The 18,118-nt window shown below is 69.8% G+C and carries 15 protein-coding genes; 13 read left to right on the forward strand and 2 right to left on the reverse strand.

Annotated elements, in window-relative coordinates:
• Positions 1-13: 13 nt before the first annotated feature.
• The 9 genes from AC0IWM_RS16630 to AC0IWM_RS16670 all read left to right on the forward strand — a co-directional run bounded on the left by AC0IWM_RS16630 (position 14) and on the right by AC0IWM_RS16670 (position 14,112).
• Complete coding sequence (locus AC0IWM_RS16630; RefSeq protein ID WP_471756814.1) at positions 14-1,156, forward strand: glycosyltransferase family 4 protein; 1,143 nt, start codon at positions 14-16, stop codon at positions 1,154-1,156.
• Positions 1,137-2,396, forward strand: a complete 1,260-nt coding sequence (locus AC0IWM_RS16635) for a glycosyltransferase family 4 protein (protein WP_471756816.1) — start codon at positions 1,137-1,139, stop codon at positions 2,394-2,396. Before AC0IWM_RS16630 ends, AC0IWM_RS16635 begins: the two co-directional genes overlap by 20 nt.
• Positions 2,397-2,527: 131 nt before the next feature.
• Positions 2,528-3,751 (forward strand): glycosyltransferase family 4 protein, encoded by a 1,224-nt coding sequence (locus AC0IWM_RS16640; RefSeq protein ID WP_471756934.1) that lies wholly within the window; start codon positions 2,528-2,530, stop codon positions 3,749-3,751.
• Positions 3,748-5,259, forward strand: coding sequence for a lipopolysaccharide biosynthesis protein (locus AC0IWM_RS16645; RefSeq protein ID WP_471756818.1), 1,512 nt, complete (start codon positions 3,748-3,750; stop codon positions 5,257-5,259). The genes AC0IWM_RS16640 and AC0IWM_RS16645 overlap by 4 nt, the downstream gene beginning before the upstream one ends.
• Positions 5,260-5,370: 111 nt before the next feature.
• Positions 5,371-6,627: an O-antigen ligase family protein gene (locus AC0IWM_RS16650; protein ID WP_471756820.1), complete on the forward strand. Its 1,257-nt coding sequence runs from the start codon at positions 5,371-5,373 to the stop codon at positions 6,625-6,627.
• A 168-nt stretch (positions 6,628-6,795) separates the two neighbouring features.
• The gene (locus tag AC0IWM_RS16655; RefSeq protein WP_471756822.1) at positions 6,796-7,881 is read left to right on the forward strand and encodes an efflux RND transporter periplasmic adaptor subunit; all 1,086 of its coding nucleotides are present in this window, start codon (positions 6,796-6,798) and stop codon (positions 7,879-7,881) included.
• The gene (locus AC0IWM_RS16660; protein WP_471756824.1) at positions 7,878-10,985 is read left to right on the forward strand and encodes an efflux RND transporter permease subunit; all 3,108 of its coding nucleotides are present in this window, start codon (positions 7,878-7,880) and stop codon (positions 10,983-10,985) included. The genes AC0IWM_RS16655 and AC0IWM_RS16660 overlap by 4 nt, the downstream gene beginning before the upstream one ends.
• Positions 10,986-11,061: 76 nt before the next feature.
• Entirely contained in the window at positions 11,062-11,646 is a 585-nt protein-coding gene (locus AC0IWM_RS16665) for a TetR family transcriptional regulator (RefSeq protein ID WP_471756826.1), read from the forward strand.
• A 444-nt stretch (positions 11,647-12,090) separates the two neighbouring features.
• Positions 12,091-14,112: an acyltransferase family protein gene (locus AC0IWM_RS16670; RefSeq protein WP_471756828.1), complete on the forward strand. Its 2,022-nt coding sequence runs from the start codon at positions 12,091-12,093 to the stop codon at positions 14,110-14,112.
• Between the two features lie 51 nt (positions 14,113-14,163).
• On the opposite strand, the gene AC0IWM_RS16675 is transcribed toward AC0IWM_RS16670, so the two are convergent.
• Complete coding sequence (locus tag AC0IWM_RS16675) at positions 14,164-14,397, reverse strand: Flp family type IVb pilin (RefSeq protein WP_471756830.1); 234 nt, start codon at positions 14,395-14,397, stop codon at positions 14,164-14,166.
• Positions 14,398-14,546: 149 nt separating this feature from the next.
• The gene (locus tag AC0IWM_RS16680) at positions 14,547-14,828 is read right to left on the reverse strand and encodes a DUF3072 domain-containing protein (protein ID WP_471756832.1); all 282 of its coding nucleotides are present in this window, start codon (positions 14,826-14,828) and stop codon (positions 14,547-14,549) included.
• 294 nt (positions 14,829-15,122) lie between these two features.
• Here AC0IWM_RS16680 and AC0IWM_RS16685 point away from each other — a divergent pair, with 294 nt between their 5' ends.
• From AC0IWM_RS16685 to AC0IWM_RS16700, 4 genes are all read left to right on the forward strand, one after another.
• Positions 15,123-15,635: a MarR family winged helix-turn-helix transcriptional regulator gene (locus tag AC0IWM_RS16685; RefSeq protein WP_471756834.1), complete on the forward strand. Its 513-nt coding sequence runs from the start codon at positions 15,123-15,125 to the stop codon at positions 15,633-15,635.
• Positions 15,636-15,640: 5 nt separating this feature from the next.
• The gene (locus tag AC0IWM_RS16690; RefSeq protein ID WP_471756936.1) at positions 15,641-16,360 is read left to right on the forward strand and encodes a response regulator; all 720 of its coding nucleotides are present in this window, start codon (positions 15,641-15,643) and stop codon (positions 16,358-16,360) included.
• Positions 16,361-16,430: 70 nt separating this feature from the next.
• Positions 16,431-17,756 carry an ATP-binding protein gene (locus AC0IWM_RS16695; RefSeq protein ID WP_243214642.1) on the forward strand — a complete coding sequence of 442 codons (1,326 nt, stop codon included), beginning with the start codon at positions 16,431-16,433 and terminating at the stop codon, positions 17,754-17,756.
• 160 nt (positions 17,757-17,916) lie between these two features.
• Positions 17,917-18,111, forward strand: a complete 195-nt coding sequence (locus tag AC0IWM_RS16700; RefSeq protein ID WP_056469866.1) for a hypothetical protein — start codon at positions 17,917-17,919, stop codon at positions 18,109-18,111.
• Positions 18,112-18,118 lie beyond the last annotated feature (7 nt).

Below are 18,118 nucleotides of genomic sequence, written 5' to 3' on the forward strand. Positions count from 1 at the left end.
CCGTCGAGCCACGATGACCCGCGTCCTCGTCAACATGCCGAGCCAGCACGGCGGCCGCCCGTCCGGCGTGGCGCTGGTCGCCTTCCGGGTGATCGCGGGGCTGCTCGACCGGGGCAACGTCTCGGTCGTCCTGCGCTCGCCCTGGACGCGCGCACAACTGCCCGAGACGATCCGCGACCGGGTCGAGGTCGTCACCGTGCCGCGCCCGCGCCTGATGATCCTCGACGTCCTGCGCCAGGCATTCACCGTTCCTGCCCTGTGCCGGGCGCAAGCGATCGACGTGGTGCTGAACGCCGACCCCTACGGCGCGGCCTTCGGCGGCCGCGCTCGGGTCAGCGTCGTGCACGACCTCTACTTCCGCACGATCCCCGAGAGCACCGGACGGCGCGAAGCCGTGACGACCGACCTGATCTTCCGGCTGGTTCTCGGCAACAGCGCCCGGGTGGTCGCGGTCTCGGACGCCACCCGGGGGAGCCTCGAGCGGTTCTACCCGTCCCTGCGCGGCCGGGTCAGGACCGTTCCCTCGGCGGCGATGCTCGACGCGTCGGCGGCGGGCGCCGCGCCGGAGACCGCCCTCGGCGCCTACGTCCTGGCGGTGGGCAACGCCACCCACAACAAGAACTTCGCCACCCTGGCGCAGGCCGTCGCGGCCCTTGCCCATACCCATCCCGACCTCGCCATCGTGCATGTCGGCGATGATGAACGGGAGACCATCGCGGCCGCCCTGGCCGGGGCACCGGTGCGGCTGACACGGCTCACGCGCATCGGCGAGGACCGCCTCGCCGCCCTCTACCGCGGCGCCCTGTGCCTGTGCGTGCCGTCCTTCGCCGAGGGGTTCTGCCTGCCGGTCCTGGAGGCGCAGGCGCTGGGCTGTCCGGTTCTGTGTTCGGACCGCTCGGCGACGCCCGAGATCGCGGGCGCCGGGGCGCTGACCTTCGACCCCGCCGACGCCGGTGCCCTCGCGGCGGCCCTGCGCCGCCTCCTCCGCGAGCCCGGCCTGCACGCCGCGCTGATCGCCCGCGGCCACGCCAATGTGCGCCGCTACGACTGGGCCGAGACCGCGAGGCGCTACGAGGGCGTGCTCCTCGACGCCGTGCGGGACGCCGCTCGCCCGATCTCCGCCGGGGAGGCCGCCGATGCGCATCCTGCACCTTAGCTCCCTCTACGCGCCCGAGCAGGTCGGCGGCGCAGAACTCATGGTCGAGACCCTCGCCCGGACCCAGGCCGGCCTCGGCCACGCCGTGGCGGTGGCCTGCGCCTCGCGCCGTGTGGAAGCGCCGGCCCTCCAGGACGGGGTCACCGTCTACCGGACCGGATACGGTACCCCCTTCCACCGCCTCGACTGGCCGCAGCACGGGCGCCTCGACCGCCTCCGCTACAAGCTCGCGACCCAGTGGAACCGGCACACCCTCGCCGGGCTGCAGGCGGCGGTCCGCGACTTCGCACCCGACGTGGTGAACACCCATTCGATCTCGGAGATCCCACCGGCCATCTGGCCGATGCTCCGGCGCCTCGGACTTCCGGTGGTCCACACGCTCCACGACTTCACCAGCCTGTGCACCAACGGCGCGATGTCACGGCACGGACGGGCCTGCGCCGGCCAGCACCTGAAGTGCCGCCTCTACGCGACGCCCCATCGCCACTGCCAGCAGGCCGTCTCGGCCGTCGCGGCGGTCGGCACCGACATCCTGGGCCGACACCTGGCGGCCGGGTTCTTCGCGGACGTTCCCGAGCGGCTCCGACGGGTGATCTGGAACCCGATCGCCGCCGGCGGCCCCTCGGTCCGGCAGCCGCGCCGGCCGGGTGCCCCGGTCGTGTTCGGCTGCCTCGGACGCATCGAGCCCTCCAAGGGCACCGACATCCTGCTGGAGGCCTGCCGCCGCCTGCCGGCGGAGGGCTGGCGCCTCGTCGTCGCCGGCCAGGCTGCGGACGGCCTCGACCGCTATCGCGCCCTGGCCGAAGGGTTGCCGGTAACGTTTGTCGGGTATGCCGACAAGGATGCTTTCCTCGATGCCATCGACTGCCTCGTCGTCCCGCCGGTCTGGCCGGAGGCGTTCGGCCGGACGGTGGCCGAGGCCTATGGCCGGTCCGTGCCGGTGATCGGCACGGCGGTGGGCGGGATCGGCGAGCAGGTCGGCCCCGGCCCCTGGCTCGTGCCCCCCGGCGACGCTCCGGCCCTCGCCGCCGCGATGGCGCGGCTCGTCGACGAGCCGGGCCGCCTTCCCGAGGGCCTGGCCCGCGCCGGGGCCGTTCGGGACGGCACCGACCCGGCTGCCGTCGCCGACGCCTATCTCGACCTCTACGCCGCCGTTCGCGCCCGCGGCGCGGCGCGTTCCCATCCTCTCCCGCCGGCGGCCTTCCCCGAGCCCCCGCGTCTCGACGAGTGCCGTCCATGACCGCTTCCCCCATGACTCCGTCGGCAATGGCGACCCCGGGCCTCGCCCGCGCCCTGCTGGAGCCCTCGCCCGCGTCCACTCCCGAGGTGCGCGGCGCAGGAAGCGCCGCCCGGACCGCCGCGACCGGCCCCTTGCGCATCCTGCATCTCAGTGCGCTCTACCCGCCCTACATCGTCGGCGGCGCCGAACGCTCGGTGGAGCATCTCGCCGAGGAACTGGTGGCGGCCGGCCACACGGTGGCGGCGGCCTGCATCGCCCGGGAGCCCGAGCCCAAGACCGTGCGCAACGGCGTCACCGTCTACCGCATGGCCCACAACAACGACTTCTGGCTGGAGGACTGGCCGAAGGCGACGCGGGTCGGCCGCACCTGGGCGAAGCTGAAGCAGCAGTGGAACTTCGCCATCGCCGCCGAGTTCGGCCGCGTCCTCGACGATTTCCGGCCCGACATCGTCAACACGCACTCGCTCCTCGACGTCTCGACCCTGGTCTGGCGCGAGGCGGCCAAGCGCGGCATCCCGATCGTCCACACGGTCTGCGAGTACGACCTGATCTGCGGCAATGCCGCGATGTTCCGGCACGGCAAGCCCTGCACGCACTGGCACCTGGGCTGCAAGCTGGTGAACGCCACCAAGCAGATCACCAACCGGGCGGTGGGCGCCGTGGTCAGCGTCGGGACGGAGATCCTGAAGACCCACGTGAACCACGGCCTGTTCCGTCACCTCGCGCCTGAGCGCCGGCGGGTGATCTACTATTCCTGCACGGTGCCGGACGGCGACCCCGAGGCGCGGCGGCGGATCGACCGCACCGGCCGGCCGATGACCTTCGGCTATCTCGGCCGCATCAACGTCGAGAAGGGCGTCGGCACCCTCGTCGACGCGTTCCGCGCGGTCGGGCCCGGGAATTGGCGCTGCCTCGTGGCCGGCCAAGCGATGGACGACTCGATCGACCGGTTCAAGGCGCGGGCCGAGGGCCTGCCCATCGAGTTCGTGGGCTGGGCCAAGCCCGCCGACTTCCTCAGCGAGATCGACGTGCTCATCGTGCCCTCGTTCTGGGCCGAGCCCTCGCCGCGGACGATCTACGAGGCCTACGTCATGGGCGTGCCGGTGATCGGCGCGGCCTCGGGCGGCATCCCCGAACTGATCGGCGAGGACAACGCCGAGTGGCTCTTCACGCCCGGCGAAGAGGCCGAACTCGCCGAGCGCCTTCGGGCCGTGATCGCCCGCGGCCGCGTCGGCCTGCCGGACGAACGCAGCTTCCAGCACGTCATTCGCGAATCGACCTCGGAGCGCGTCGCCGAGAAGTACCTGGACCTCTACGCCGAGCTTGTGGACGAGCGCCGGGCCGACCGCGCGTGAGCGCCACCGCACTGCTTCCGGGACAGGCTGCGACGGCATCGGCCTCCCTCGGCGTCACCGACGAGCCGGACGTCTCGGGCCGCTCCTTCGCGGCGGCCCGCTGGGTGGCGCTGGCCTCCGTGGGCAACGTCATCCTCAGCTTCGGGGTGTTCCTGGTCCTGGCCCGGCTGATCGAGCCCGCCGAATTCGGCCTCGTCGCCGTCGCGGCGGTCTTCATCGACATCCTGCAGATCGTCGCCCGCGGCGGCCTGCCCGACGCGGTGGTCCAGCGGGCGGACCTCGACGAGGACTTCGCCGCTACGGCCTTCTGGGTGACGCTGGGCTCCAGCGTCGTCTACGCGGCGGCCCTCGTCGGGCTGTCCTGGCCGATCGCCTGGCTTCTGGACCTGCCCGAGCTGCGACCGGCCCTTTGCGCCCTCTCCGCCTGCTTCGTGATCTCGGCCTTCGGCGCGATCCACGAGGCGCGCCTCCAGCGCAGCTTCGGCTTCCGCAAGCTCGCCCTCCGGGCGCTCGGCGCCAACCTCCTCGGAGGCGCCGCCGCCCTGGCGCTGGCGCTCGCGGATTACGGAGTCTGGAGTCTCGTGGTCCAGCGCCTCGTCGCCACCGGCGCGACCACGCTCCTGACCTGGGCGGCGATGCCCTGGGTCCCGGCCCGGCGCCTGGACATCCCGGCGGCGCGCCGACAGATCGCCTTCGGCTCCCGGGTCTTCTCCACGAACCTGCTGCTGGTCTTCTCGATTCGCAGCCAGGAGGTGATCGCCGCCTACTTCCTGTCGACCGCCGATGTCGGGCACCTGCGCCTCGCCTGGCGCTGCATCGACCTCGTGAGCCAGGTCGCGGTCATCCCGTTCTCGGCCGTGGGGCTCACCACCTATGCCCGCCTGCAGGACCGCCCGGCCGACCTCGCCGCCGCCTTCCACGACTTCACCCGGACCTCCGCCTTCCTGGCGCTGCCGGCCTTCTTCGGCATGGCGGCGGTGGCCCCGACGCTGATCCCGTTCCTGTTCGGCGACCAGTGGCACGACGCGGCGCCGGTGCTGCGCATCCTCTCCCTGTTGGCGCCGGAATTCGTCGTCACCTCCATGCTGTGGATGATCTTCACGGCATTGGGGCGCAGCGGCACGGCCCTGAAGCTCGCCGGGGCCCAGTTCGGCCTCGGCGCCGTGGCGGCGATCCTCACCGGACCCTTCGGGCTCCCGGCCCTCGTGATCGGCCACGTGGTGCGGGCCTACCTGTTCTCGCCCCTGATCGTCCTGCGGGCCGGGCGCTTCGTGCCGGTGAGCAACGGACGCCTCGTCGGGGTGCTGATGCCGGCCACCGCCTGCGCCGGCGCCATGGCGGCCCTGGTGCTGCTGGTGCAGGCGCCGATCCACGACGCTCTGGGCGACCGCCTCGGGCTCTTCGCCTGCGTGACCCTCGGCATGCTGGCCTACGGCGCCCTCGCCCTGATCTTCATGCGTCCGACCGTCCGTTCGGCCCTCGGGTTCTTCGTCCGCCGGCGCGGCTGAGCCGCCCGTGCCCGGGCGCCTGCACGCTTCACAAACCTTTGCGCGCGAGACTGTGCGCGGCGGAGCCCAGGCGCCCGGCCGGGTGGCGGACAGGCGAGAGGGTCCGGGACGATGACGGGATCAGCGGGGCCGGCCACGGCGGGCAGGGCGGGAGCGCGGGCCGTACCGGTCGCGGCCGACCGCGCGGCCGTGTTCCTGTTCGGCGTCGCCCTGCAGCTCAACGTGCTCACCTCGAGCTTCGGGCTGCCGTTCCAGCGCTTGTCCGACCTCCTGCCCTTCCTCCTCATCCCTTGGTTCGGCCTGCGGCGCGCGGTGATCGCCGAGGGCCTCCGCCAGGCCGTGCCGATGGGCGCCGTCGGCATCCTGATCGCCCTCTCGCTGGTGCTGAAGGCCGAGATCCAGGCGGGCGACGTCTACCTGACCCTCGTCCTGCTGCTCTACTTCGTTCTGGCGATGATCCTGCTCGTGATGTTCCGCGACCGGAGCCTGGAGAACGCCTTCTGCTGGGGCCTTCTCGCGGGCCTCGGCGGCTCTCTGGTCGTCCTGCTGCTCTCGTCCTCCGGACTGCCGCTGGACCGCTTCGGCCTCGGCGTCCCGACCGACGGCCTGGACGAGGAACTCAAGCTCTTCGTCGAGGACAAGCAGGGTGGCCTCTGGGCCTCCGGCAACGAGACCGGCCATGTCTTCGCCCTCGGGGGAGTCGCGGCCCTCCTTCTCAGTCTGCGCTATCGCCTGAACCTGATCTACTTCGCCTATTTCGTGGCCCTGCTGGCGAGCTTTCCCCTGACCAACAACCGTTCCGGCCTGTTCATGCCGGTGCTGATCCTGCTGGTGCTGATGCGCCGCAACGTCCGTCTGCAGGTGGTGCTGCCCGTGCTCGGCGTGGTCGGCATCCTGCTCATCGCCTTCTCGATGACGGGCGAGATTCCCCTGCCGCAGAAGCTGGCGCAGACGATCGAGGCGCGCTTTGCCGGCGACGGGAACGTCTCGGGCAATGCCGATGAGCGCTTCATCTCCGGCTTCACGGCGCTGCAGCTCGTGGCCGAGTATCCGTTCGGCGTCGGGGAGACGACCCGGCGCGAGGAACTCCGTGCCCTCACCGGTCTGGTGACGCCGCATAACGGCTTCATCTCGCTGTCGCTCCAGAGCGGCGTCGCGGCCGCCCTGCTGCTGCTCGCCGCCCTGGTGCGCATCGCCCGCGCTCCCGCCGCCGCCGGCCCCCTTGTCGCCTACAGCGCCCTGTTCCTGGTGCCCTCGATGATGTTCGAGGAACTCTCGGTCAACCAGTACTTCCTCTTCTTCACGGCGGTGGTGCTGGCCTCGCTGGTGGTCCGGCCGGCGCCCGCAGGAACCGCCGGGCACCCGTAGGAACGCGGGCCGCGCGACGGCACAGCGGACGGAAGCGCTCCGGTTCATCCCCTGCCCGCGTGTCCATCCGCACCCGCGGCATCCGACGGCCCTTGACCCCTGCCCCCGATCAAATAAATTACGATCATAATTTTAATGCGGTGGCGGTTCGGCTGCGGAGGATGGGTTATGCAGAAGTGGTTCGCGCCCGGGTTCGCCGCGTTCGCCCTGGCGGCCTGCTCGCCGGCGGAGACGGCGGTGACGCCGGAGCCGCCCCTCGTCCAGATCGCCGAGGTCGCGGCGGGACCCGGCGCGGTCTCGCGCTACACCGGCGTGATCCGGGCCCGCACCGAGAGCAATCTCGGCTTCCGGGTCAGCGGCAAGATCTTCGAGCGACTCGTCGATCCGGGCGACCGCGTGCGTCTCGGCCAGCCCCTGATGCGCCTCGACCGCACCGACTTCACCCTCGCCCTCAACGCCGCCCGCGCCTCCGTCGAGGCCGCCCGCGCCCAGATGATCAAGGCCAAGGCCGACGAGGAGCGCAGCCGCAAGCTCGTGGCCGACGGCTGGACCTCCCGGCAGACCTACGACCAGAACAAGGGCGCGGCCGATGCCGCCATCGCCCAGTTCGCCAATGCCGAGGCCCAGGCGAGCCAGATCCAGAACAAGGCGGGCTATGCCGAGCTCCAGGCCGATGCCGACGGCGTCGTCATGGAGGTGCCCTCCGAGCCCGGCCAGGTGGTCGCGGCCGGCCAGACCGTGGTCAAGCTCGCCCGGGACGGCGCGCGCGAGGCCGAGGTGTTCCTGCCCGAGGGCAGCCGCCGCGCCGCCGAGGGCGAGGCGTCCGCGACCCTCTACGCCGAGGGGGCGGCGACCTATCCGGCGCGCCTGCGCGAATTGTCCGCCACCGCCGATCCGGCCACGCGCACCTACCGCGCACGCTACATCCTCTCGGGCGGCGGCGAGGCCGCGCCGCTGGGCGCCACCGTCACCCTGCAGCTCAAGGAGCGCGCGACGACCCGCACCGCCAGCGTGGAGGTCCCCCTCGGCGCCCTCTTCGACCAGGGGCGCGGCACCGCGGTCTGGCGCTACGACGCCGCCAGCGAGACCGTGCGCCCGCAGGCCGTGCAGGTCGCCCGCATTGGCGAGGAGCGCGCCGAGATCGTCGCCGGCCTGAGCCCCGGCGACCGGATCGTGGCGCTCGGCGCCCATCTCCTCAAGGCCGATCAGAAGGTGCGCCAGGCGCCCGCCAGCATGACGGGGGTGGTGCGATGAGCGGCTTCAACCTCTCGGCCCTGGCCGTCCGTGAGCGGGCCGTCACGCTGTTCCTGCTGATCGCGCTGACGGGCGCGGGATTCTTCGCCTTCGAGAAGCTCGGGCGGGCGGAGGACCCGGCCTTCACCGTCAAGGTCATGACCGTCTCGGCCGCCTGGCCCGGCGCCACCGCCGAGGAGATGCAGCGACAGGTCGCCGATCCTCTGGAGAAGCGCCTGCAGGAGCTCGTCTACTACGACCGCGCCGAGACCACGGTGCGCCCCGGCCTGATGGTGACCAAGGTCATCTTCAAGGATTCGATGCCCCCGGCCAAGCTCCAGTCGGAGTTCTACCAGACCCGCAAGAAGCTCTCCGACCAGGCCTCCAGCCTGCCGCGCGGGGTGTTGGGGCCGCTCTTCAACGACGAGTTCTCGGACATCTACTTCGCCCTCTACGCCGTACAGGCCAGGGATTTGCCGCATCGCCAGCTCGTGTTGCGCGCCGAGGACCTGCGCCAGCGCCTGCTGCGGGTGCCGGGTGTCGAGAAGATCAACATCCTGGGCGAGCAGGCCCAGAAGATCTTCGTCGAGATCTCCTATCAGCGCCTCGCCACCCTCGGCATCACCGGCCAGCAGCTCCTCGCCGCTTTGGCCAACCAGAACGACGTGACCCCGGCCGGCTTCGTCGAGGCGGAGGGCCCGCGCGTGTACCTGCGCCTCGACGGGGCCATCGACGGGCTCGACGCCATCCGCGACCTGCCCTTGGCCGCTGGCGACCGCAGCCTGAAGCTCGGCGACATCGCCGAGGTCAAGCGCGGCTACGAGGACCCCAGGACCTTCGCGATCCGCAACGACGGCGAGCCGGGCCTGATGCTCGGCCTCGTGATGAAGCCCGGCTTCAACGGCCTGAAGCTCGGCGAGGCGCTCAACGCCGAGGAGGTGGCGATCCATCACGAGACGCCGGTCGGCATCGGCTTCACCAAGATCACGGACCAGGCCAGGGTCATCGACGACGCCATTCACGAATTCATGGTCAAGTTCTTCACCGCACTCGGCGTGGTGATCTTCGTCTCCCTGGTGGCGCTCGGCTTCCGGGTCGGCATCGTGGTGGCGCTGGCCGTGCCGCTCACCCTGTCGGCGGTGTTCGTGGTGATGATGGTCACGGGGCGCGACTTCGACCGCATCACGCTGGGGGCCCTGATCATCTCCCTCGGACTCCTCGTCGACGACGCCATCATCGCCATCGAGATGATGGTGGTGCGCATGGAGGAAGGCGCCGACCGCATCGAGGCGGCGACCTATGCCTGGAGCGCCACCGCCGCGCCGATGCTCACCGGCACCCTGGTGACCATCGCGGGCTTCCTGCCGGTGGGCTTCGCCGCCTCCACGGCGGGCGAGTACGCCGGCAACATCTTCTGGGTGGTGGCCTTCTCGCTGATCATCTCCTGGATCGTGGCCGTGACCTTCACGCCCTATCTCGGCGTCAAGCTCCTGCCGAACATCAAGAAGGTGGAGGGCGGGCACGAGGCGATCTACGCCACGAAGACCTACGAGCGCCTGCGCCGCGTCGTGCGGATGTCCGTCGACCACAAGTGGCTGGCCGCCGGCATCACCGTGGGGCTGTTCGCGCTGGCCGTGGTGGCGATGGGCCGTGTCGAGCAGCAGTTCTTCCCGAATTCCGAGCGTCCGGAGCTCATCGTCGAAGTGACCCTGCCGGCGGGCTCGGCCTTCGCCACGACGGAGGCCAGCGTCATGCGGATCGAGGCGGCCGTCCGCGATCTGCCCGAGGCCGGGGAGATCACGAGCTACATCGGCCAGGGCATGCCCCGCTTCGTGCTCTCCTTCGACCCCGAGTTGCCCGATCCGGCCTTCGCGCAGATCGTGGTGCAGACCGCCGATGCCCCGGCCCGCGACGCTTTGCGGGGCAAGGTGCGCAAGCTCGTCGAGGACGGCCGCTTTCCGGAAGCCCGCGTGCGCGTGCTCCAGATCGTGTTCGGCCCGCCGATCCGCTTCCCGGTCGCCTTCCGGGTGGTGGGACCCGATCTCGACGTCATCCGCGGCATCGCCGCCGAAGTCCGGGAGGTCATGGCGGGCAATCCCAACATGCGCCTCGTCCACCTGGACTGGGGCGACAAGACCCCGAGCCTGCACCTCGCCTTCGATCAGGAGCGCCTGCGCCTGATCGGGCTGACCCCGAAGGAGGCCGGCCAGCAGCTGCAGGCCTACCTCAACGGCACGCCCGCCACCCAGGTGCGCGAGAACCTGCGCTCGGTCGACGTCGTCCTGCGCAGCCCCGGCCCCGAGCGGCGCTCGCTCGGCGAGATCGGCGACCTGACGCTGACGACGAAGGACGGGCGCCAGGTGCCGGTCTCGCAGGTGGCACGCCTGGAGAGCCGCACCGAGGACGCGGTGCTCAAGCGCTACAACCGGGAGACCTACATCCGCGTCCAGGGCGACGTGCTCGACGGCCGCCAGCCGCCGGACATCCACGCCCAGGTCTTCCCCCTGCTGGCGCCGATCAAGGCCAAGCTCCCGCCGGGCTACCGCATCGACACGGCGGGCGCGGTGGAGGAGAGCGAGAAGGCGATGATGTCCCTGGTGGCGGTGTTCCCGATCATGCTGATCGTGACGCTGACCGTGATCATGATCCAGGTGCGCTCGTTCGCCACCATGTTCATGGTCTTCGCCACCGCGCCGCTGGGCCTCGTGGGTGCCGCACCGACCCTGCTGCTCTTCCATCAGCCCTTCGGGTTCAACGCGATCCTCGGTCTGATCGCCCTGTCGGGCATCCTGATGCGCAATACCCTGATCCTGGTGGACCAGATCCACCACGACCAGGCGGCGGGCCTGGGCGATTACGACGCCATCGTGGAATCCACCGTGCGCCGGGCGCGCCCGGTGATCCTGACGGCGGCCGCCGCCATGCTGGCCTTCATTCCCCTCACCCACTCGGTGTTCTGGGGGGCGCTGGCCTACGTGCTGATCGGCGGCGTCGGCGTCGGCACGCTCCTGACCCTGCTGTTCCTGCCCGCCCTCTACGCCCTGTGGTTCCGTGTCGGGCGGGCCTCCCGCGGCCTGGAGGGCGCGGTCGGGGTCGCGGCGACGCCGCACGCGAGCGGAACCTGACGGCGATGCCGGGGCGGATCTGTTTTGATGACGATCCGCATCTATATAAGACTGTTCAGGCGGCAGGAGGGCCACGATGCCGAGAGTTTCGCAGGAGCAGGCCCGGCTCAACCGCCAGCGCGTCGTCGAGGTCGCCGCGGCCCTGTTCCGGGAGCGCGGCCTGAATGGGGTGGGCGTGGCCGACATCATGGCCTCGGCCGGGCTGACCCATGGCGGATTCTACGGCCAGTTCGCCAGCAAGGATGCCCTCGCGGTCGAGGCGTTCGACGCCGCCCTGGGTGAGGAGAGGCGCGGAACGGTGGACGCTCTGATCGGCAACTACCTGTCCCTCGGGCACGTCCAGGCGCCCGGCATGGGCTGTCCCCTCGCGGCGCTGGCGAACGACGTCGCGCGCGAGCCGGTGGGCAGCCTCCTGCGCGGGCGCTTCACCCAGGGAGTCCGCAACCTCCTCACCCTCCTGACCGAACTCTCCCCCCAGGGCGCGAAGGAGCGGCGCCGGCAGCGGGCCCTGGCCAAGCTCGCGACGCTCGTCGGCGCCGTCGTCCTGGCCCGGGCGGTGGATGACACGAGCCTGGCCGAGGACCTCCTCCAGGCCGCGCGGGCCGCCACCGCCGAGCGCGGCGAACCGGCCGTGCCGACCCCTTCGGACCGCGCGCTCTGAGGCCTTCGGGAGAGCCTTCGGATCTCGGAAGGCGCTCGCGGACCCTGGGGACCGACCTCGCTCCGAGTCGAGCCGGGCTTCCGCCCGTATGTGACCGAGTGAAGCGGTTCGATGCGAGGGCACGCGCATCGATGTCCCTCGGAGCGCACCGATCGTCGATGTATGCTTCCAAAGTCGAGATTCGCGACCTTTCCTTTCAGTATTCAGATGTCAGAAGAGGAAAGACCAAGAGGATTTCACATTTTCGTGAGGTAAAGATTATTGTCGCTTATATGCAGTCTAGATGCGGTCTTCATGCGTATTGAAGATCAATAACAATTCACACACACATTTGATACATTAGTGTATTCGTGAATGTAGAAACACGAAAAACGGTATTGACTTGATGTTCTGCGATTTTGTAAAAAAGTGCGATTGCTAATATTTACGTAAGGCGGCCGACATTTGATCGATAAGCAGGCGTTTGACCGCAGCCGCCCTGTCGCTTCGGGCGTGAAAGCCTCCAGTTTTCGTAAAGACATCAATTTCATCCGTGCGATCGCCGTCGTTGCTGTCGTATTGTTTCATTATAAAGTCTTCGGATTCGCGGGGGGGTATGTCGGCGTCGACATCTTCTTCGTCATTTCCGGCTTCCTGATGACGCGGATCATCGCCGGACGCCTGCGGGAGCACCGGTTCGGATTCCTGCAATTTTACGCCGCCCGCTTCGATCGTATCGTACCGGCATTGTTCGGCCTGTGCCTGACCCTGCTCATATTCGGGATCGTTCTCCTCGATCCGCTCGCGCTCAAGCAGTTGTGCCGGCATATCATCGGCTCGCTCGGCTTCTACTCCAACATTCAATACTATCAGGAAGCCGGGTACTTCGATCGGCAGAGCGATCTGAAATGGCTGCTGCACACGTGGTCGCTTTCGGTCGAGTGGCAGTTCTACATCCTCTACCCTGTGGTTCTCGCGGCCGCACGGAAAGTCGCGCCGAGCCTGCGCCTGTTGCGCCTGCTGATCTGGCTCGGCTGCGGAGTGTCGTTGGCCCTGTGCATCGTGACGCCGTTGGCCTACCAATCGGCGGCGTTCTACCTCTTGCCGACCCGTGCCTGGGAAATGCTCGCCGGCGGCCTCGTCGCGCTGCACCCGGTCGTCTGGTCGCGCGAGCGGACGTCGCGGGCGCTCCAAGTCGCGAGCCTCGCCGTCCTGCTGTTCTGCATCGTCGGCTTCGATGCCTTCATGCCCTGGCCCTCCTATCGGGCCACGCTGCCCGTGGCGGCGACCTGCCTGTTCCTGCTGGCAAACCGGTCATCATCGCGGCTGATCGCGTTTCCGGCCGCCCAGCTCCTCGGAGACTGGTCCTACGCGATCTACCTGTGGCACTGGCCCATCGCGGTCGCGATCCATTACTTCTCGCTGCCGGTCCCGCCCGTCGCTGGAATCGGTCTCCTCGTCCTCATGGTCCTGATGGGCCGGCTCGTGCAACGGACGCGGTTCGCCGACATGTCCTGGCAGGGCAGCGGCCGCCTCGGTCTGATCGTGATGATCGGGGCGGTTGCCGGTTTGTCCGGCTACGCCGTGCGCCACCAGGGGCTCCAGGAGCGTCGGCCGGACCGCGCCGCGGTCTTCGCGGATCTCGCCGCGGCCAGTTCGGACTGGGCATTCCCCGCACATTGCGAGCGGCTGGAGCAGGATCGGGTGCTGCGGGGCTGCCAGCAGCCGGGAGGGACGCGGGGTGACGTCCTCTTCCTCGGAGACTCGATCGCCGAAGCGATCTATGGCCGATGGGCTGGGCGCGAGGGCATCGCCCGCCCGAACCTGACCTTCGTGACTCAGGGCGGTTGTCCGATCCTGCCCGGTGCCAAGCGCCGCGGGCCGGGGGACGTGTGCGGGACCTTCCTCGATCATGCCCTGACGCTGGCGGAGACGGGGGCGTATCGGCGCGTGGTCGTCACCTCCTTGTGGTCGGGCTATTTCCGCCCGGCAGAGACCGTCTGCTTCGTCGAGGGCGACCGCTGCGCGGATTGGACGGCGGAGACCCTGCCCGGTCAGCTCGATGCGTCGATGGGGCGCCTGAAAGAACGGCTGGAGCGGGTGCGGCGATCCGGGGCGGAGGTGGTCATCCTCCTCACCTATCCGTTCAGTAACGTCGACCTTCCTCAGGAACTGGCGAAGCGCCTGTACCTGGGGCAGGACACGACGGACGTGCAATCCATCGATCTGGGACGTTTCCGGCGGCTCAGCCAGCCGATCCACGACCGGCTGAGGGCCGTGGCGCAGGAGATAGGCGCGGAGGTGCTCGAACCGGCCCCGTGGATGTGTGAGGGGGACATCTGCCCGGCGGCGACCGCCGCGATGCGACCGCTGTATCGCGATCAGGTCCACCTTCGGTGGAGCGTCATCCAGGGCCGGCAATTCGACTTCCTGGATCGCCTCGTGCGCCCCTTCCCGCAGGAGATGGCCCGTCCAGGCGGCGAGTGACCGATGCCGCCGGGGACCCGTCCGGCGCACCGGGTGACCGGTCTCACGCCGTCAGGATCCTTTGTTGAGGCTCGCGCTGATGTAGTTGTACATCGCGCCCGTCTGGTCCGCGAAGTACCGCATCGCCGTCACGATCACGAGGAAGATCATGGCCATGATCAGGCCGTACTCGATCGCCGTCGAGCCGGACGTGTCATCGAGGAAGCGCCGGGTCAGGTCCTGGAGACCATATCGCGTCCGAGAGTTCCGCCGACTCCTGGAGTGTTCGATGTCCAGTTCGGTCATGGCCCCGTGACGTCTTTCGCCGAATTCGCTCTGGGGAGAGGATACGAAACCTTCCTTGCGGAGGACTTAAGCGGATCGTCGAAGGTTCGGCTCGCCCTAGGGAAACGCCCTCGGGCCGCCGGACGGTGCCGGCGGCCCGAGCGACCCGATCAGGCCTTGCCGGATTCCTTGCGCAGGGCGTCGATGCGCTGGGAGGCTTCGGCCTTGTCGAGATCGGGATCGAAGGCCTCCGGGTCCTTGGCCTCCTCGGACAGGGTCTTCAGGTAGGACGCCTGCGCGCCGGTCATCGGCTCGCCGCCGGTGGTCCACTGGCTCGGATCCTTGATCTGGTTCGAGACGTCCTTCGGGTCTGTCTTCGGGTTCTCGTCCGCCTCCGACCCGAAAGTCTTCGATTCGGAAGCCTTGGACTTGGATGCCTGGGTGCTGGCCATGATGGTTTCTCCAGTTCACGAAATGTTCTGGTGAACGCGGGGCCTGCGGACCGGTTCCTGATGCCGGTCCGCGGCGGGAGCCTTGTCCCGCGGTCAGTTGTCTCACGGAGCCGGCGGCGCGCGCCCGGCGGCGGTTCCGACCGCGACGGTCGTGCGGGGACGGGATCGGCCGGACCGATGGCTCCGGGCCGCGGCATCGGCCCCGCCGCGAGACTTGACGGGTCGCGACGGGGCTGGAACATGTCAACAACGCTGACGTAAATCGAGGTCGCCCCGGACGTGACTGCCCACGCGATGAGAGATGCCGAGGCCGACGCGCCGCCCGCCTCCGGCTCCGGCTCCGGCGACGACCTCATCGAACTGCTGTTCTTCGCCTACCGGGATTTCGTCGGCGACCCCGACCGCATCCTGGCCCAGTACGGCTTCGGCCGGGCGCATCACCGGGTGCTGCACTTCGTCGACCGCTATCCGGGTCTTACGATCGCCGAACTCCTGGATATCCTGCGCATCACCAAGCAGAGCCTCAACCGGGTGCTGAAGGATTTGATCGAGCAGGGCTACATCGCGCAGAAGACCGGCACCAGCGATCGGCGCCAGCGGCTGCTGTTCTGCACCGCCGCCGGGGCGGACCTGGCCGGCGACCTCATGCGGGTCCAGAGCCGGCGGGTGGCGCGCGCCCTCGCGGCGTCCGAGCGCGGCGGCGAGACGCCCCTCTCCGCCGAGAGTTTCCTGTTCGGCATGATCGAGCCGGACGCCCGCGCGGCCGTGCAGCGCCTGATGTCCCGGCGCGCCCGGAGTGTCGCCTGATGGCCATGGCCGGAGCCCGCGCGAATACCGACCTGCCCGACCACGCGCCGCACATCCTCGTGGTCGACGACGACCGCCGGGTGCGGGAGCTCCTGTCGCGCTTCCTCTACGAGCAGGGGTTTCGCGTGACCGCCGCCGGCAACGTGCCGGAAGCCCGCACCAAGGCGCAGTGCTTCGTCTTCGACGCCCTGGTGCTCGACGTGATGATGCCGGGTGAGAGCGGCTTCGACTACGCCCGGGAGGTGCGCCAGACCTCGCGCGTTCCGATCCTGATGCTGACCGCCCGCTCGAATCCCAACGACCGGGTGATGGGCCTGGAGATCGGCGCCGACGACTACCTGCCCAAGCCCTTCGAGCCGCGGGAGCTGATCCTGCGCCTGTCGAACATCATCAAGCGCCGCAGCGAGGCGGGGAGCGGGCGCGCCCTCGCCCACGACACGGTGACCTTCGGACCCTTCGCCTACCGCATCGACCGCGGCGAGCTGCGCCGCGAGGACGAGGTCATCCGAATCACCGAGCGCGAGCGGGAGATCCTCACCATCCTGGCCCAGGCCGCCGGCGCCAACGTCGAGCGCGAGGCGCTTGCCGGAAGCGGCGGCCTCGCGGCCGAGCGCAGCATCGACGTGCAGATCAACCGCCTGCGCCGCAAGACCGAGGTCGATCCGGCCAATCCCCTGTTCCTGCAGACGGTGCGGGGCGTCGGTTACCGCCTCGCGGTCGATTGAGCCCATGGCCGCCACCGGCCTCCTCCAGCGCACGGCGACCCGCCTCGCCGCCCTGCCCCGGCCCGGACGGATGTGGCGGCTGGTCAGCCGCGCCATCGGCGACGTCCTGCCCAAGGGGCTCTATGCGCGCTCGCTGATCATCATCATCGCGCCGGTGGTGCTGCTCCAGTCGGTGATCGCCTACACCTTCATGGAGCGCCACTGGCAGCTCGTGACGCGCCGACTCTCCTCGGCCGTCACCGCCGACGTCGCCGCGCTGATCGACATCTACGAGAGCTATCCCCAGGACAAGGATTCCGAGACCCTGACCCGGATCGCCAACGACCGGCTCAACCTCGACGTCGACATCCTGAAGGGGGCCAAGCTGCCGCCGGCGGGACCGCGGCCGTTCTTCTCGATCCTCGACGAGGCGCTCTCCGACGAGATCCGGCGCCAGATCCGGCGTCCCTACTGGATCGATACCGTGGGCCGCTCCAGCCTGATCGAGATCCGGGTCTCGATTCCCGATGGGGTGATGCGCGTCACCGCCCGGCGCAGCATGGCCTACGCCTCGAACTCGCACATCTTCCTGCTCTGGATGAGCGGCTCGTCCCTGGTGCTGCTCGGCGTCGCCATCCTGTTCCTGCGCAACCAGATCAAGCCGATCCTGCGGCTGGCCGCCGTCGCGGAGAGCTTCGGCAAGGGCCGCGAGATCGAGTTCCGGCCGCGCGGCGCCCGCGAGGTCCGCCAGGCCGGCCACGCCTTCATCGAGATGAAGCGGCGCATCGAGCGGGCGATGGAGCAGCGCACGACGATGCTCAACGGGGTCAGCCACGACCTGCGCACCATCATCACGCGGTTCAAGCTCTCCCTCGCCCTGGTCGAGCAGACCCCCGAGGTCGAGGACCTGCAGCGCGACGTCGACGAGATGAGCCGGATGCTGGAGGCCTATCTCGCCTTCGCCCGCGGCGATTCGGGCGAGGTGGCGGTGCCCACCGACATGCGGGCGCTCCTCGAGGATCTGCGCACCGACGTCGAGCGCCTCGGCGCCCATGTCGAGGCCGTGGAGATGGAGGACCATCCGCAGCTGACCCTGCGGCCGGACGCCATGCGGCGCTGCCTCTTCAACCTCGCGGCCAATGCCGCCCGCTACGGTGAGACCGTCGCCATCACCGGCCGGCGCGAGGCCCGCGCCTTCCTGGTCTCCATCGACGACGACGGGCCCGGCATCGCGCCCGAGCAGCGCGAGGAGGTGTTCAAGCCCTTCGTGCGCCTCGACGACGCGCGCCAGGATGCCGGCGGTTCCGGCCTCGGGCTCTCCATCGCCCGCGACATCGCCCGGGCGCATGGCGGCGACGTCAGCCTGCACGACAGCCCGCTCGGGGGCCTGCGAGCCACGGTCCGGATCCCGGCCTGATCCGGGCTCATCGATCGCAGGCAAGCGTGGACCGCAGGCAAGCGTGGCCGATCCGTCTTCGATCCGTCTTGGCGCCGGGGGCGGGGCGATGCTATGAGGAGCGCAGCAAACGCCACAGGGGCCGGTGAGCCGGGTCCGACAGAGGTTGAGAGACCCGCCGATGAACAGCCCGCTGACCCCCCTCCTGATCCTGCTGCTCCTGCCGATCACCGCCATCGGCGCCGTGCTCTACACGGATGCGGGCATCGAGCCGGCGCTGTTCTACGCCACCGTGAAGACCTTCGTGGTGCTCTTCATCGTCGCCGGCGGCCTCTGCTTCGCCGCGAGCCGCCTGGCCGCCCGCAGCGAGGGCTGATCGCACC

This window comes from Methylobacterium sp. AC433 (genome assembly GCF_979253015.1).

Coding starts and splice junctions, on each gene's coding strand:
- AC0IWM_RS16630 (WP_471756814.1), top strand. CDS start 14: ATGACCCGCGTCCTCGTCAACATGCCGAGCCAGCACGGCGGCCGCCCG.
- AC0IWM_RS16635 (WP_471756816.1), top strand. CDS start 1,137: ATGCGCATCCTGCACCTTAGCTCCCTCTACGCGCCCGAGCAGGTCGGC.
- AC0IWM_RS16650 (WP_471756820.1), top strand. CDS start 5,371: ATGACGGGATCAGCGGGGCCGGCCACGGCGGGCAGGGCGGGAGCGCGG.
- AC0IWM_RS16655 (WP_471756822.1), top strand. CDS start 6,796: ATGCAGAAGTGGTTCGCGCCCGGGTTCGCCGCGTTCGCCCTGGCGGCC.
- AC0IWM_RS16660 (WP_471756824.1), top strand. CDS start 7,878: ATGAGCGGCTTCAACCTCTCGGCCCTGGCCGTCCGTGAGCGGGCCGTC.
- AC0IWM_RS16665 (WP_471756826.1), top strand. CDS start 11,062: ATGCCGAGAGTTTCGCAGGAGCAGGCCCGGCTCAACCGCCAGCGCGTC.
- AC0IWM_RS16675 (WP_471756830.1), bottom strand. CDS start 14,397: ATGACCGAACTGGACATCGAACACTCCAGGAGTCGGCGGAACTCTCGG.
- AC0IWM_RS16680 (WP_471756832.1), bottom strand. CDS start 14,828: ATGGCCAGCACCCAGGCATCCAAGTCCAAGGCTTCCGAATCGAAGACT.
- AC0IWM_RS16685 (WP_471756834.1), top strand. CDS start 15,123: ATGAGAGATGCCGAGGCCGACGCGCCGCCCGCCTCCGGCTCCGGCTCC.
- AC0IWM_RS16690 (WP_471756936.1), top strand. CDS start 15,641: ATGGCCGGAGCCCGCGCGAATACCGACCTGCCCGACCACGCGCCGCAC.
- AC0IWM_RS16695 (WP_243214642.1), top strand. CDS start 16,431: ATGTGGCGGCTGGTCAGCCGCGCCATCGGCGACGTCCTGCCCAAGGGG.
- AC0IWM_RS16700 (WP_056469866.1), top strand. CDS start 17,917: ATGAACAGCCCGCTGACCCCCCTCCTGATCCTGCTGCTCCTGCCGATC.